A 13,700-nucleotide genomic window follows, 5' to 3' on the forward strand; every position below is an offset into this window, starting at 1 on the left:
CATGAGAACGGCCGCCCCCTTCCAGAAGGGGGCGGCCGTTCCCGTTGTGCCGCCGCCACCGTGCCGGGCCATCACGCCGGGCCGCGCACGGCAGCGGTCACACTCACTGCGCGCCGGGACGCACCAGACCGCTCTCGTACGCGTACACCGCGGCCTGCACCCGGTCCCGCAGCCCCAGCTTGGTCAGGACATGGCCCACATGCGTCTTGACCGTGGTCTCGCTGACGAACAGATCGGCCGCGATCTCCGCGTTCGACAATCCGCGGGCCACCAGCTTCAACACCTCGACCTCACGCTCCGTCAGCGTGTGCAGGGTGTCCGGTACCGGCTCGTCGCCCGAGGGCAGATGACCCGCGTACTTGTCGAGCAGCCGGCGGGTGATGCTCGGCGCCAGCATGGCCTCGCCCGCCGCCACCACCCGGATCGCCTGCACCAACTCGTTGGCCGGAGCGTCCTTCAGCAGGAAACCGCTCGCGCCGGCACGCAGGGCCTCCACCACGTACTCGTCGAGATCGAAGGTCGTCAGCACCAGCACCTTCGCCGGACCGTCCCGGCCAGGACCGGTGATCTGGCGGGTCGCCTCGACCCCGTCCATCCTCGGCATACGGATGTCCATCAGAACCACATCGGGCTGCAGGGCACGAACCTGATCGATCGCCTGGAGACCGTCACCGGCCTCGCCGACGACCGCGATGTCCTGCTCCGCCTCCAGAATCATCCGGAAGCCGGTGCGCAGCAGCGGCTGGTCGTCGACCAGTAGGACGCGGATGGCCACGTAAGTCTCCTTCGCTAGTCCGGCCCCATTCTGCCCTGCGGAGGTCACCCGCCATGCCCGCGGGTCACGCCGGCCGCCCCCGCGCTCAGGCCCCGCCGGAACCGGGCGCCCGCACCGGCAGCGGATACGGCGGGGGAGTACCGCCGAATTCCGGACACACCGACCGGTGATCGCACCAGCCGCACAGCTTCGTCGGCCGCGGACGCCAGTCACCGGTCTCCGTGGCGAGCCGGATCGCCTCCCACAACGAGTGCAACTTCCGCTCCACACGCTCCAGATCGGCCGGCACCGGGTCGTACGTGAGCACGTCGCCGCTGCCCAGATAGACGAGCTGGAGACGGCGCGGGACGACCTGTTTCAGCCGCCACACCACCAGGGCGTAGAACTTCATCTGGAACAGGGCACCCTCCGCGTACTCCGGACGCGGGGCCTTGCCCGTCTTGTAGTCGACGATCCGCACCTCACCCGAGGGCGCCACGTCCACCCGGTCGATGATGCCCCGCAGCTTCAGCCCCGAGTCGAGCTGCGCCTCCACGAACAGCTCCCGCTCCGCCGGCTCCAGCCGGGTCGGATCCTCCAGGGTGAACCAGCGCTCGACCAGCCGCTCCGCCTCACCCAGCCAGCGCGACAGCTTCTCGCCCGCCGTCTGCTCGTCGGAGTCCGCGAACAACTCGGCCAGCTCGGGCCTCGCCTCCCGCAACCGGTCCCACTGACCGGGGATCAGCGACTTGGCGCGCGGCGCCGTCCGCTCGGTGGCCGGCGCGTCGAAGAGCCGCTCCAGCACCGCGTGCACCAGCGTCCCGCGGGTCGCCGCCTCACTCGGCTTCTCGGGCAGCTTGTCGATCACCCGGAAGCGGTACAGCAGAGGACACTGCATGAAGTCCCCGGCCCGCGAGGGCGACAACGAGGTCGGAGCCGCGGGATCCCGGACACGACCAGCCGCCCCGCCCTCGCCACCGGCCGGGCTCACGGCAGCCTCGCCCGCGGGCCCGTCCTCGCCCTCCGACGACCCGGCCCCGGGACCGGCAGGTCTCGACGCCACGGCGCCGGACGGCTCGGGCACGACACCGGCGGACTGCACCGCCACGCCCGGAGCCGACTCGCTCCCGCCGCCGTCGGCCTCCGCGGCGGGGACGACCGCGTGCTCACCGTCGGCTTCGGCCCGCCCGGCCGCAGGCACGGCGGGCCGGGGCACCACGGCTCCGGCCGCTCCGGCCTCTGCGGCGGGGGAGGCCGCGGGCGGCGCGGCCACGACGTCGGACGGCTGGACCACATCGTCCGCCGGTACGGCTTCGGAGCCGCCCCGCGCGACGCCGTCGGTGCTGGTTTCCATGACGACAGACCTTACGGCTCGCCACTGACACCGCGACACACGGTGACCTGCGCGCCCACGCACCCGCCCGGGAAACGGAGGGGGTGCCGGGGCCGAACACGCCGCGACGGCCGCATACCATCGACCACAAGACCTCTCGCGTGCATGATCGCGAGCGGGACACACGTCGAACGAGGGGACATCGTGGACGAGAGCGGCGGGAGCGGGCAGCCGCGTTCCGGCACCGACGAGGCGGACGAGATCCGCACGGGTCGGCCGCGACCCGGTGACCCGGCGACCACGACGGCCCGGCCGCCCTCCGACCAGCAGCCCCACGACGCCGGCACCCCGGCCGAACCGGAGGAAGCGGCCGCCCCGGCCCGCCCCGAACCAGCCGACGACCGGAACAGCGAAGAACCGGCCACCGCACCGCCCACCGGCCCCGGCCACCACCCCGCCCCGGCCCCCGCGGCCCCGCGAACCGACGAACCCGACGCCCCCGCGCCCGAACAGCCGCACGCCACCCACCGGTCCGAGGGCCACAGGTCCGAAGCCCACACCCCCGCGCCGCCCGGCGGCAGGAAGGGCGGGAAGGGCCCCGCGAAACGGCCCAAGGAACCCGGCGGCGGCCTCCTCATGGGACGCCCCTTCGGCGTACCCGTGTACGTGGCCCCCAGCTGGTTCCTCGTCGCCGCACTCATCACCTGGGTCTTCGGCGGCCAGCTCGACCGCGTCCTGCCCGAACTCGGCATGGCCCGCTACCTCGTCTCCCTGTTCTTCGCCGTCGCCTTCTACGCCTCCGTACTCGTCCACGAACTGGCGCACACGGTCGCCGCCCTGCGCTTCAAACTGCCCGTACGCCGCATCCAGCTGCAGTTCTTCGGCGGCGTCTCCGAGATCGAGAAGGAGTCCGAGACACCCGGACGCGAGTTCGTCCTCGCCTTCGTCGGCCCCCTGCTCTCCCTCATCCTCGGCGGCCTCTTCTACCTCGCCCTACAGACCGTCGAACCAGGCACCGTCCCCGGCGTCCTGCTCGGCGGCCTGATGATCTCCAACCTGATCGTCGCCGCGTTCAACCTGCTCCCCGGCCTGCCCCTCGACGGCGGCCGCATGCTCCGGGCCGTCGTCTGGAAGATCACCGGCAAACCCATGAGCGGCACCGTCGCCGCCGCCTGGGTCGGCCGCGCCCTCGCCATCTCCGTCCTCATCGGACTGCCCCTGCTCACCCACTCCGGCGGCCTCGGCACCGACGCCCAGGACATCGGCGGCATGGACACCGTCATGGACGCCCTGCTCGCCGCGATCCTCGCCGGAATCATCTGGACCGGCGCCGGAAACAGCCTCCGCGTCGCCCGCCTGCGCGAACACCTGCCCGAACTCAGAGCCCGCGCCCTCACCCGCCGTGCGGTCCCCGTCGAGACCCACACCCCCCTCTCCGAAGCACTGCGCCGCGCCAACGAGGCCGGCGCACGCGCCCTCGTCGTCGTGGACGCCGACGGCGACCCCCTCTCCCTCGTCCGCGAGGCCGCCATCGTCGGCGTACCCGAACACCGCCGCCCCTGGGTCGCCGTCAGCGGACTCGCCCAGGACCTCACCGACGGCATGCGCGTCTCCGCCGAACTCGCCGGCGAGGACCTCCTGGAAGTCCTGCGCGCCACCCCCGCCACCGAATACCTCGTCGTCGAGGACTCCGGAGAGATCTACGGAGTCCTCTCGGCGGCAGACGTCGAGAAGGCCTTCGTCAAGGCAATGGCCCGCCCCAGCTGAGCGCCCGACCCGGAGCGCCCCGTAAGGGGCGCGGGGAACTGCGCGCTCAGCCCCGAAGCACCCGCAGCAGGCCACGCTCCCGAGCACCCCAGGACCGTGGTCGGCACTCCCCGCAATCGCCGGTAGGCTGACGCACATGTCCGAACCGACCGGTGCCGCCCGCCGACGCGGGCCCTTCAAGGTCGGGGACCAGGTACAGCTGACCGACCCCAAGGGCCGCCACTACACGTTCACGCTCGAAGCAGGGAAGAACTTCCACACCCACAAGGGTTCCTTCCCGCACGACGAGCTGATCGGCGCACCCGAGGGCAGCGTTGTCCGCACCACGGGGAACGTCGCCTATCTGGCGCTGCGCCCCCTGCTCCCCGACTTCGTCCTGTCCATGCCCCGCGGCGCCGCCGTGGTCTACCCGAAGGACGCGGGGCAGATCCTGGCCTTCGCCGACATCTTCCCCGGCGCACGCGTCGTGGAAGCCGGCGTGGGCTCCGGCTCCCTCAGCACCTTCCTGCTCCGCGCCGTCGGCGACCAGGGAATGCTGCACTCGTACGAGCGCCGCGAGGACTTCGCCGAGATCGCCCAGCAGAACGTGGAGCGCTACTTCGGCGGCCCCCACCCCGCCTGGCAGCTCACCGTCGGCGACCTCCAGGACAACCTCTCGGACACCGAGGTCGACCGCGTCGTCCTCGACATGCTCGCCCCCTGGGAGTGCCTGGAAGCCGTCTCCAAGGCGCTCGTCCCCGGCGGCATCGTCTGCTGCTACGTGGCGACCACCACCCAGCTCGCCCGGACCGTCGAGTCCATCCGCGAGATCGGCTGCTTCGCCGAACCGAGCGCCTGGGAGTCGATGGTCCGCAACTGGCACATCGAGGGCCTGGCCGTCCGCCCCGACCACCGGATGATCGGCCACACCGGCTTCCTGCTCACCGCCCGCCGCCTCGCGGACGGCGTCGAGCCGCCCATGCGCCGCCGCCGCCCCTCCAAGGGCGCCTACGGCGACGACTACACCGGACCGAACGCCGAAGGCGGAGCCGCCGGCCGCTGACGCGGCCCCGTGCCGCACACAACGCGCAAACACCGTGGCCGAGTTCCCGAGGACCCCTCGGAACTCGGCCACAGCGCATTTCCCTTGACGTTCCGCCAGTACCGTCCACCCCACCGTTCCCTCGCGGTGTGACGTGTGGCACCATTCTGGCCACCCCACCGGCACAGCCCTCACAGGAGACACTTCCTAGTGCAGCACTCCGCCGTCCCGGAACTGGCCCACACGCACACCCGCCCGATCCACTGGGTCGCCACCGCCGCAGCCCTCGCCGCCGTCGTCGCGGCCGGCGGCTTCCTGGGGCCCGACAAGGCCACGGCCGCCCAGCACGGCGGCATCGAGGCCAAGGGCGCCCCGGCGGCCGCGACACCCCCCGACCCCGCCCACGCCGACTACCCCCTGGACTGCGGCCCCGCGAAAATCCTCGTCCAGAAGAAGGCCTCCGGAGACCTCGACGGCGACGGCACCCCCGAGACGGTCGCCGTCGTCCGCTGCGACGCCGGATCCGGCACCCCGCCCAGCGGCGTCTACGTCCTCACCGCATACGAGGGCAGCACCAAAGCCAGAGTCGTCGCCACCCTCGTGGACCCCAAGGACCGACTGTCCGTCCAGGACTTCGCCCTCCGCGACGCCACCGTCACCGCCACCCTCCTCGGCTACTCCTCACCCGACGTACCGAGTTGCTGCCCCGACGTGAACGAGGGCGCCCAGTGGCAGTGGAAGAACGGCGCCTTCGTACGCTCGACACCACCCACCGCCCGCAGTATGTGAGACCGGGCACCACAGCGGACGAACCGCACATGTGAGAAGAAAGACAACCAGGAGGAACCGGGCACCCGCGTCACACGAGGTGCCCCCGCACTCACTCCGCGTCGGGACCGTAGACCTCGACACTGTCCGACACACGACGTACATGGATGCAGTCGCCAGGACACTCCTTCGCGGAGTCGGCGACATCACGCAGCAGCGTCAGCGGTACGGGCGTTGTCGCACCCGGGGTCTGCAGAAGCTCGTCACCCGGGCTCTTCACATAGGCCAGCCCGTCGATGTCCAGTTCGAACACCTCGGGCGCGTACTGGGCACAGATCCCGTCGCCGGTGCACAGATCCTGGTCGATCCAGACCTCAAGCGCCTCGCCGTCGACTCCGGCCTCCTGCTGCACGGTCATTTCTCCTGCCGTTTCCTGCGCAGAGCCGCCCGAAGACGGGGAATCGCGCCAGCTCTGACGGGTGTTGAACACTTCGACCCTACCTCCGTCGGCTTCCCAATCATGTTGGGTGGGTATTCCACTGGCGTGAGGGAGAGCGCAAGGGTGAAGATCGGACACACCCCGACAGTCTTTTGATCTAGGGGTTTCAATCGACACCCACCCAGGTAGGGTCTGGAAGCGTCCAGCTCCCCTTGGAGGAGGTGAGGACCGTGGCAGCCCACGACGACGACATGAACCGCGGCATCCGCCCGGGACGAGGGTCCGACGACCCGTCCGGGCAGATTGCCTACCTTGAGCAGGAGATCGCCGTCCTGCGACGCAAGCTCGCCGACTCTCCGCGACACACGAGGATTCTCGAAGAGCGGATCGTCGAGCTGCAGACCAACCTGGCCGGCGTGTCCGCGCAGAACGAGCGGCTGGCCAACACCCTCCGAGAGGCCCGCGACCAGATCGTGGCACTCAAGGAGGAAGTCGACCGGCTCGCACAGCCACCGGCCGGCTTCGGAGTCTTCCTCGCAGCCAACGAGGACGGCACCGCCGACATCTTCACCGGAGGCCGCAAACTCCGCGTGAACGTCAGCCCCAGCGTCGAACTCGAAGAACTCCGACGCGGCCAGGAACTGATGCTCAACGAAGCTCTCAACGTGGTCGAGGCCATGGAATACGAGAGCGTCGGCGACATCGTCACCCTCAAGGAGATCCTTGAGGACGGCGAGCGCGCCCTCGTACAGGGCCACACCGACGAGGAACGGGTGGTACGGCTCGCCGAACCACTCCTGGACGTCATCATCCGTCCGGGCGACGCCCTCCTCCTCGAACCCCGCTCCGGCTACGTCTACGAAGTCGTGCCCAAGAGCGAGGTCGAAGAACTCGTCCTCGAAGAGGTCCCCGACATCGGCTACGAGCAGATCGGCGGTCTGGGCGGCCAGATCGAAATGATCCGCGACGCCGTCGAGCTCCCCTACCTCTACCCCGACCTGTTCAAGGAGCACGAACTGCGCCCACCCAAGGGCGTACTCCTCTACGGGCCCCCCGGATGCGGCAAGACACTCATCGCCAAGGCCGTCGCCAACTCACTGGCCAAAAAGGTCGCCGAAGTGACCGGCCAGGCCACCGGCAAGAGCTTCTTCCTCAACATCAAGGGCCCCGAACTCCTCAACAAGTACGTCGGCGAGACCGAGCGGCAGATCCGCCTCGTCTTCCAGCGAGCCCGCGAAAAGGCCAGCGAGGGCACCCCCGTCATCGTCTTCTTCGACGAGATGGAATCCCTCTTCCGCACCCGCGGATCCGGCGTCAGCTCGGACGTGGAGAACACCATCGTCCCCCAGCTGCTCGCCGAGATCGACGGCGTGGAAGGCCTGCAGAACGTCGTGGTCATCGGCGCCTCCAACCGCGAGGACATGATCGACCCCGCCATCCTGCGCCCCGGCCGCCTCGACGTGAAGATCAAGATCGAACGTCCGGACGCCGAAGCGGCCAAGGACATCTTCGCCAAGTACCTCACCGAACGCCTCCCGCTGCACCCCGACGACGTCGGAGAGCACGGAGGCAGCAAGAGCACCACCGTCCAGAGCATGATCCAGACCGCCGTCGAGCACATGTACACCGAATCCGAGGAAAACCGCTTCCTCGAAGTCACGTACGCCAACGGCGACAAGGAAGTCCTCTACTTCAAGGACTTCAACTCCGGCGCCATGATCGAGAACATCGTCGGCCGCGCCAAGAAGATGGCGATCAAGGACTTCCTCGAACACACCCAGAAGGGCCTGCGGGTCTCCCACCTGCTCCAGGCCTGCGTGGACGAGTTCAAGGAGAACGAGGACCTGCCCAACACCACCAACCCGGACGACTGGGCCCGCATCTCCGGAAAGAAGGGCGAACGGATCGTTTACATCCGGACACTCATCACCGGAAAGCAGGGCGCGGACACCGGACGCTCCATCGACACGGTGGCGAACACCGGTCAGTACCTGTAAAAGACAGGGTGGCTGCGGGTGCCCTCACCGGGTACCCGCAGCCAACTGTTTTCCAGGGCACAGCTGGAGCTGAGCAATGACGCAAATGATCTCCCCACCAGCGCAAAGGCGCTCTAGGCTCTTCGGTACCGCCGAGTCGCGCAGTGCGGGGACGGGCACCGCACACGCACCGGAGCGCCAGCGGTACTTGAGCGGCGTCCCCGACCGAGGACGCCGCCGGGCAAGGAGGGCCGCATGACCGTACGGCGAGTAATGGGCATCGAGACGGAGTACGGGATCTCCGTCCCCGGCCACCCCAACGCCAATGCCATGCTCACCTCGTCCCAGATCGTCAACGCCTACGCGGCGGCGATGCACCGGGCCCGGCGGGCCCGCTGGGACTTCGAGGAGGAGAACCCGCTGCGGGACGCGCGGGGCTTCGACCTCGCCCGCGAAGCCGCCGACTCCAGCCAGCTCACCGACGAGGACATCGGCCTCGCCAATGTCATCCTCACCAACGGTGCACGGCTGTACGTCGACCACGCACACCCCGAATACAGCTCCCCCGAAGTGACCAACCCGCTGGACGCCGTCCTGTGGGACAAGGCCGGCGAACGCATCATGGCCGAAGCCGCCGAGCGCGCCGCCCAGCTCCCCGGCGCCCAGCCGATCCACCTCTACAAGAACAACACCGACAACAAGGGCGCCTCCTACGGCACGCACGAGAACTACCTGATGAAGCGGGAGACCCCCTTCTCGGACATCGTGCGCCACCTCACGCCGTTCTTCGTCTCCCGCCAGGTCGTCACCGGAGCGGGCCGCGTCGGCATCGGTCAGGACGGACACGAACACGGCTTCCAGCTCAGCCAGCGCGCCGACTACTTCGAGGTCGAGGTGGGCCTCGAAACCACCCTCAAGCGCCCCATCATCAACACCCGCGACGAGCCGCACGCGGACGCCGAGAAATACCGCCGCCTGCACGTGATCATCGGCGACGCGAACCTCTCCGAGATCTCGACCTACCTCAAGCTCGGCACCACCGCCCTCGTCCTGTCCATGATCGAGGACGGCTTCATCGCCGTGGACCTCGCCGTCGACCAGCCGGTGCGCACCCTGCACCAGGTCTCGCACGACCCCACCCTCAAGCGACTGATCACCCTCCGCAGCGGCCGGACACTCACCGCGGTCCAGCTCCAGATGGAGTACTTCGAACTGGCCCGCAAGTACGTCGAGGAGCGCTACGGGGCCGACGCGGACGAGCAGACCAAGGACGTGCTGACCCGCTGGGAGGACGTCCTGGGCCGGCTGGAGACCGACCCGATGAGCCTGTCCGGGGAACTGGACTGGGTGGCCAAGCGGGAGCTCATGGAGGGCTACAGGCGCCGTGACAACCTCGACTGGGACGCCGCCCGGCTGCACCTGGTCGACCTCCAGTACGCCGACGTACGGCCCGACAAGGGCCTCTACAACCGTCTGGTGGCCCGCGGCCGCATCAAGCGGCTGCTGGACGAGACGGGCGTCGAGCGGGCCGAGACGAAGCCGCCGGAGGACACCCGCGCATACTTCCGCGGACGCTGCCTCGAACAGTACGCGGACGACGTCGCGGCGGCCTCCTGGGACTCGGTGATCTTCGATCTGCCGGGCCGGGACTCGCTCCAGCGCGTTCCAACCCTGGAGCCGCTTCGCGGAACGCGTAATCACGTGAAAGCGCTTCTCGACCGCTGTCGGACGGCAGAAGACCTGGTCAAGGTCCTGTCGGGCAACTGAAACGACCACCGGGCCGATCCGGCCCGACAGGGTGGAAAAGCCGCAGTCCGGGAATCATCGAGGTGGTTCCCGGACGTTGTGGCAACTGTGGGGCCGATGTCGGACCCTGCTTGTAGGGTCTGATCAAGAACGTCGAAACCGAGCGGGGTGAGGGTTATGGCGACCAAGGACACCGGCGGCGGACAGCAGAAGGCGACGCGCGAGACCGAACAGGTCGAGGAGGCGCCCGAGGTACAGGCATCCGAGGACCTCAAGGAGCGCCAGGAGAAACTGAGCGACGACGTGGACTCGGTCCTGGACGAAATCGATGACGTACTAGAGGAAAATGCCGAGGATTTCGTTCGAAGCTTCGTGCAAAAAGGTGGAGAGTAAAGGCTGATCGGCTAGCTTGCCTTCGGAGTGAAGGTTCGGGGGATGGCGGGAAGTCTGCCGGAGAAGCGGTGCTCGGGCTGCGAGAGGGTTCTCCCTCTCGCCGCCTTTGCACGGGACAGGAATCGGCTCGACGGCCTTCAGGTGCGATGCAAGGAGTGCGTGGCCGAATACAGCGCAGCGCACTATCGGCGTCGACGCGAGGCCGAAGGGAAAGTAGTTCGCGAAAAGGTGGATGTTCCGGCTGGGCACAAGCTGTGCCGGACGTGCGGCGAGATCAAACCGCACGGTGAGTGGCACCGCAACGCGTCTGCGTCGGACGGCCTCTCCACACGCTGCAAAGCATGTCGGGTCGTCCAGGGGCGGCAGGGCCACCTGAAGCGCCACTACGGCATGACCGAAGCCGAGCGTGACGAGATGGTCGCCTCTCAGAAGGGGCTCTGCGTGATCTGCCTGAAAGCTCCGGCCGTTCATGTGGATCACTGCCACGAGACGGGTAGGGTCCGTGGCGTACTGTGCTTCAACTGCAATTCGGCCATCGGCAAGTTGGGAGATGATCCCGACGCAGTTCGTCGGGCTGCCGCCTACTTGGAGGGATCCTCGTGGAAGCCAACACTCGTAGCACCGGGCGTCTACCAGCTGCCTTCCTGACGCCTGGGTCGTCGTCCTTCATGGACTTCCTGTCCGACCATCAGCCGGAGATGCTCCCGGGCAAGCGGCAGTTGCCGCCCACGCAGGGAGTCATCGAGGCCCCGCACGGCACGACCATCGTCGCCGTCACCTTCGCCGGCGGTGTCGTCCTCGCAGGCGACCGGCGGGCCACGATGGGCAATGTCATCGCGCAGCGGGACATCGAGAAGGTGTTCCCGGCGGACGAGTACTCGGCCGTCGGCATCGCCGGTACGGCAGGCCTGGCCGTCGAGATGGTGAAGCTGTTCCAGCTCGAACTGGAGCACTTCGAGAAGGTGGAGGGCACGACGCTCTCCCTGGAGGGCAAGGCGAACCGCCTGTCCACGATGATCCGTTCGAACCTCGGCATGGCCATGCAGGGCCTCGCGGTGGTCCCGCTCTTCGCCGGTTTCGACGTCGACCGCGACAAGGGCCGCATCTTCTCCTACGACGTGACGGGCGGCCGCTCCGAGGAGCACGGCTTCGCGGCGACGGGCTCCGGCTCGCTGTTCGCGCGCGGTGCCATGAAGAAGCTGTTCCACAAGGATCTGACGGAGGAGCAGGCCACGACGCTCGTCGTGCAGGCGCTGTACGACGCGGCAGACGACGACTCGGCGACCGGTGGTCCCGATGTCGCCCGCCGGATCTACCCGATCGTCACCGTGATCACCGAGGACGGCTTCCGCCGGCTCACGGACGAGGAGTCCTCCGACATCGCTCGCGCGATCATCGAGCGGCGTCTGGAGCAGCCCGACGGTCCGCGGGCCGCGCTGCTGTAGCGGCGGCCCGTTTTCCAGGTGATCCAGTGATCTTCCACAGAAAGGGACGGATAGCCGGTGTCGACGCCGTTCTATGTATCACCCCAGCAGGCCATGGCCGACCGGGCGGAATACGCCCGCAAGGGCATCGCCCGTGGTCGCAGCCTCGTTGTGCTGCAGTTCGCCGACGGCATCGTGTTCGTCGGTGAGAACCCGTCCCGTGCGCTGCACAAGTTCAGCGAGATCTATGACCGGATCGGCTTCGCGGCCGCCGGCAAGTACAACGAGTACGAGAATCTGCGGATCGGCGGTGTGCGCTATGCCGACCTGCGGGGTTACACGTACGACCGTGACGATGTGACCGCCCGTGGTCTGGCGAACGTCTACGCCCAGACGCTGGGCACGATCTTCTCGTCGGCGGCGGAGAAGCCGTACGAGGTGGAGCTGGTGGTCGCCGAGGTGGGGGAGACCCCCGAGGGCGACCAGATCTACCGGCTGCCGCACGACGGTTCGATCGTGGACGAGCACGGGTCGGTGGCGGTCGGCGGCAACGCTGAGACGATCAGTACGTATCTCGATCAGCGGCACGAGGACGGGATGTCCTTGGCCGAGGCGCTCAAGCTGGCCGTGCAGGCGTTGTCGCGTGACACGAACGGCAGTGAGCGGGAGATTCCGGCGGAGCGGCTGGAAGTGGCCGTGCTGGACCGGACGCGGCCGCAGCAGCGGAAGTTCAAGCGGATCGTTGGGCGGCAGTTGGGGCGGTTGCTGGAGGAAGGTGGGGCTTCCACCGCTGCGGAGGCGGAGGATCCTGACGACGAGGAGTGACCTCCTCGGTCTCCTCGACCTTGATGGCTCATGCGTGCCCCTGGCCTCTCCGGCCGGGGGCACGTGGTGTTGTGCTGGCCCGGTGGGGGCTGGTCGCGCAGTTCCCCGCGCCCCTTACGAGCGACAAGATTGCGCCGTTCCCCGCGCCCCCAGGGAACCGCCCCCCCCTACCGGGCTCCCGGTGGTGCCGTGGAGCCTCGGACGACCAAGGTGACCGGGATGTCGTCGGGGGTGGGGGTGCGGGACTCCAGGACCGCCAGGAGGGCTTGCATGCCGCGTTCGCCGAAGAGTTCGGCGTCCAGGCGGACCGTGGTCAGTTCGGGGTCGAGGGCGGTGGCGAGGGCCAGGTCGTCGAGGCCGGTGACGGAGAGGTCGTCGGGGATGCGCAGGCCGAGGCGGCGGGCGGCCTTGTAGGCGCCGGCGGCGAGCTTGTCGTCGTCGCAGACGAGGGCCGTGGGGCGAGGGCCGGGGGCGGAGAGGGCGGCTTCCGCGGCGGCCCGGGCGTCGTCGATGGTGATCGGGGCGGCGGCCGTGCGCAGTTCGGTGCCGGGGACGGCGGCGAGGCGTTCGGCGAGTTCGCGGGCGCGAATGTCGAAGGTCCAGGACGGGATGTCTGCCGCGAGGTGCAGGAAGCGGCGGTGGCCGAGTGCCAGAAGGTGTTCCGCGGTCTGCCGTACGCCGTCGCGGATGTCGAGGTTGACGGTTGCCGCGCCGGTGCTGGCGGCGGGGTCGCTGTCGAGCATGACGAGGGGGAGCTGGTCGCCGCGGATGGCGGTGAGGGCGTCGGCGGCCATGGAGGAGGCGATGACGCCGTCGAGGGCGGCCTGCGCGGAGGCGAAGGGGTCGCGGGCGGGGCCGATGCCTTCGGGGGAGGGGTAGAGCAGTACGCCGAATCCGTGCTGGGCGGCGACGCGGGCGGCGCCGGTGTACACACCTGCGAAGAATTCGGTGGTGAGGGCGGGTACCACCAGGAGCACGGTGCGGGTGCTGCCGAGGCGGAGGTTGCGGGCGGCGAGGTTGGGGCGGTAGCCGAGTTCGCGGGCGGCTTCGCGTACGCGTTCGGCGGTGCGTTCGGAGACCCGTCCGCGCCATTTGTCGCCGAGCACGAGGGAGACGGCCGCCTGGGACACTCCGGCGGCCTGGGCGACGTCACGGCTCGTGGGGCGGGGGCTGCCTGCTGCCACCGTCGACCTGTCTTTCTGCTGGACTCGCGGACAGCGCACATGGTACGTATGACGAGCGACGTTATACGTA

The 13,700-nt window shown here is 69.0% G+C and carries 13 protein-coding genes; 9 read left to right on the forward strand and 4 right to left on the reverse strand.

The genetic code is table 11. The features are described 5' to 3' along the window. Nucleotides 1-103: 103 nt before the first annotated feature. The gene (locus ACFWGJ_RS11450; RefSeq protein ID WP_107019862.1) at nt 104-775 is read right to left on the reverse strand and encodes a response regulator transcription factor; all 672 of its coding nucleotides are present in this window, start codon (nt 773-775) and stop codon (nt 104-106) included. An 85-nt stretch (nt 776-860) separates the two neighbouring features. Further along, nucleotides 861-1,745, reverse strand: coding sequence for a RecB family exonuclease (locus tag ACFWGJ_RS11455; protein WP_387322760.1), 885 nt, complete (start codon nt 1,743-1,745; stop codon nt 861-863). Between the two features lie 546 nt (nt 1,746-2,291). On the opposite strand from ACFWGJ_RS11455, the gene ACFWGJ_RS11460 reads away from it, so the two are divergent. The 3 genes from ACFWGJ_RS11460 to ACFWGJ_RS11470 all read left to right on the forward strand — a co-directional run bounded on the left by ACFWGJ_RS11460 (nt 2,292) and on the right by ACFWGJ_RS11470 (nt 5,664). Next, the gene (locus tag ACFWGJ_RS11460) at nt 2,292-3,854 is read left to right on the forward strand and encodes a site-2 protease family protein (RefSeq protein WP_387322762.1); all 1,563 of its coding nucleotides are present in this window, start codon (nt 2,292-2,294) and stop codon (nt 3,852-3,854) included. Between the two features lie 136 nt (nt 3,855-3,990). Beyond that, nucleotides 3,991-4,896: a tRNA (adenine-N1)-methyltransferase gene (locus ACFWGJ_RS11465; protein ID WP_387322710.1), complete on the forward strand. Its 906-nt coding sequence runs from the start codon at nt 3,991-3,993 to the stop codon at nt 4,894-4,896. Nucleotides 4,897-5,085: 189 nt separating this feature from the next. After that, entirely contained in the window at nt 5,086-5,664 is a 579-nt protein-coding gene (locus tag ACFWGJ_RS11470) for a hypothetical protein (RefSeq protein ID WP_387322711.1), read from the forward strand. Nucleotides 5,665-5,755: 91 nt separating this feature from the next. Here the strand turns inward: ACFWGJ_RS11470 and ACFWGJ_RS11475 are convergent, their stop codons facing one another. Further along, the gene (locus tag ACFWGJ_RS11475) at nt 5,756-6,061 is read right to left on the reverse strand and encodes a ferredoxin (RefSeq protein ID WP_189779315.1); all 306 of its coding nucleotides are present in this window, start codon (nt 6,059-6,061) and stop codon (nt 5,756-5,758) included. A gap of 251 nt (nt 6,062-6,312) precedes the next feature. Here ACFWGJ_RS11475 and arc point away from each other — a divergent pair, with 251 nt between their 5' ends. From arc to prcA, 6 genes are all read left to right on the forward strand, one after another. After that, entirely contained in the window at nt 6,313-8,079 is a 1,767-nt protein-coding gene (gene arc / locus ACFWGJ_RS11480) for a proteasome ATPase (RefSeq protein ID WP_210892066.1), read from the forward strand. Nucleotides 8,080-8,313: 234 nt separating this feature from the next. Continuing rightward, on the forward strand, nt 8,314-9,825 hold the full coding sequence (gene dop, locus ACFWGJ_RS11485) for a depupylase/deamidase Dop (RefSeq protein WP_387322714.1): 1,512 nt from the start codon (nt 8,314-8,316) through the stop codon (nt 9,823-9,825). A gap of 156 nt (nt 9,826-9,981) precedes the next feature. Then, on the forward strand, nt 9,982-10,197 hold the full coding sequence (locus tag ACFWGJ_RS11490; RefSeq protein ID WP_189779319.1) for a ubiquitin-like protein Pup: 216 nt from the start codon (nt 9,982-9,984) through the stop codon (nt 10,195-10,197). Between the two features lie 42 nt (nt 10,198-10,239). Then, on the forward strand, nt 10,240-10,845 hold the full coding sequence (locus ACFWGJ_RS11495; protein WP_387322716.1) for an endonuclease VII domain-containing protein: 606 nt from the start codon (nt 10,240-10,242) through the stop codon (nt 10,843-10,845). Next, on the forward strand, nt 10,797-11,642 hold the full coding sequence (gene prcB, locus ACFWGJ_RS11500) for a proteasome subunit beta (RefSeq protein ID WP_387322718.1): 846 nt from the start codon (nt 10,797-10,799) through the stop codon (nt 11,640-11,642). The genes ACFWGJ_RS11495 and prcB overlap by 49 nt, the downstream gene beginning before the upstream one ends. 57 nt (nt 11,643-11,699) lie before the next feature. After that, nucleotides 11,700-12,446 (forward strand): proteasome subunit alpha, encoded by a 747-nt coding sequence (prcA, locus tag ACFWGJ_RS11505; RefSeq protein WP_210892061.1) that lies wholly within the window; start codon nt 11,700-11,702, stop codon nt 12,444-12,446. Between the two features lie 167 nt (nt 12,447-12,613). Here the strand turns inward: prcA and ACFWGJ_RS11510 are convergent, their stop codons facing one another. Further along, nucleotides 12,614-13,630 (reverse strand): LacI family DNA-binding transcriptional regulator, encoded by a 1,017-nt coding sequence (locus ACFWGJ_RS11510; RefSeq protein ID WP_387322720.1) that lies wholly within the window; start codon nt 13,628-13,630, stop codon nt 12,614-12,616. Nucleotides 13,631-13,700 lie beyond the last annotated feature (70 nt).

Source organism: Streptomyces sp. NPDC060205 (assembly GCF_042728395.1).
In the GTDB taxonomy this organism is placed as follows: domain Bacteria; phylum Actinomycetota; class Actinomycetes; order Streptomycetales; family Streptomycetaceae; genus Streptomyces.

Bases quoted from the DNA above. Each gene is read 5' to 3' on its own strand.
- ACFWGJ_RS11475 (WP_189779315.1), bottom strand. From the start codon at position 6,061: ATGACCGTGCAGCAGGAGGCCGGAGTCGACGGCGAGGCGCTTGAGGTC.
- ACFWGJ_RS11490 (WP_189779319.1), top strand. From the start codon at position 9,982: ATGGCGACCAAGGACACCGGCGGCGGACAGCAGAAGGCGACGCGCGAG.
- dop (WP_387322714.1), top strand. From the start codon at position 8,314: ATGACCGTACGGCGAGTAATGGGCATCGAGACGGAGTACGGGATCTCC.
- ACFWGJ_RS11465 (WP_387322710.1), top strand. From the start codon at position 3,991: ATGTCCGAACCGACCGGTGCCGCCCGCCGACGCGGGCCCTTCAAGGTC.
- ACFWGJ_RS11495 (WP_387322716.1), top strand. From the start codon at position 10,240: ATGGCGGGAAGTCTGCCGGAGAAGCGGTGCTCGGGCTGCGAGAGGGTT.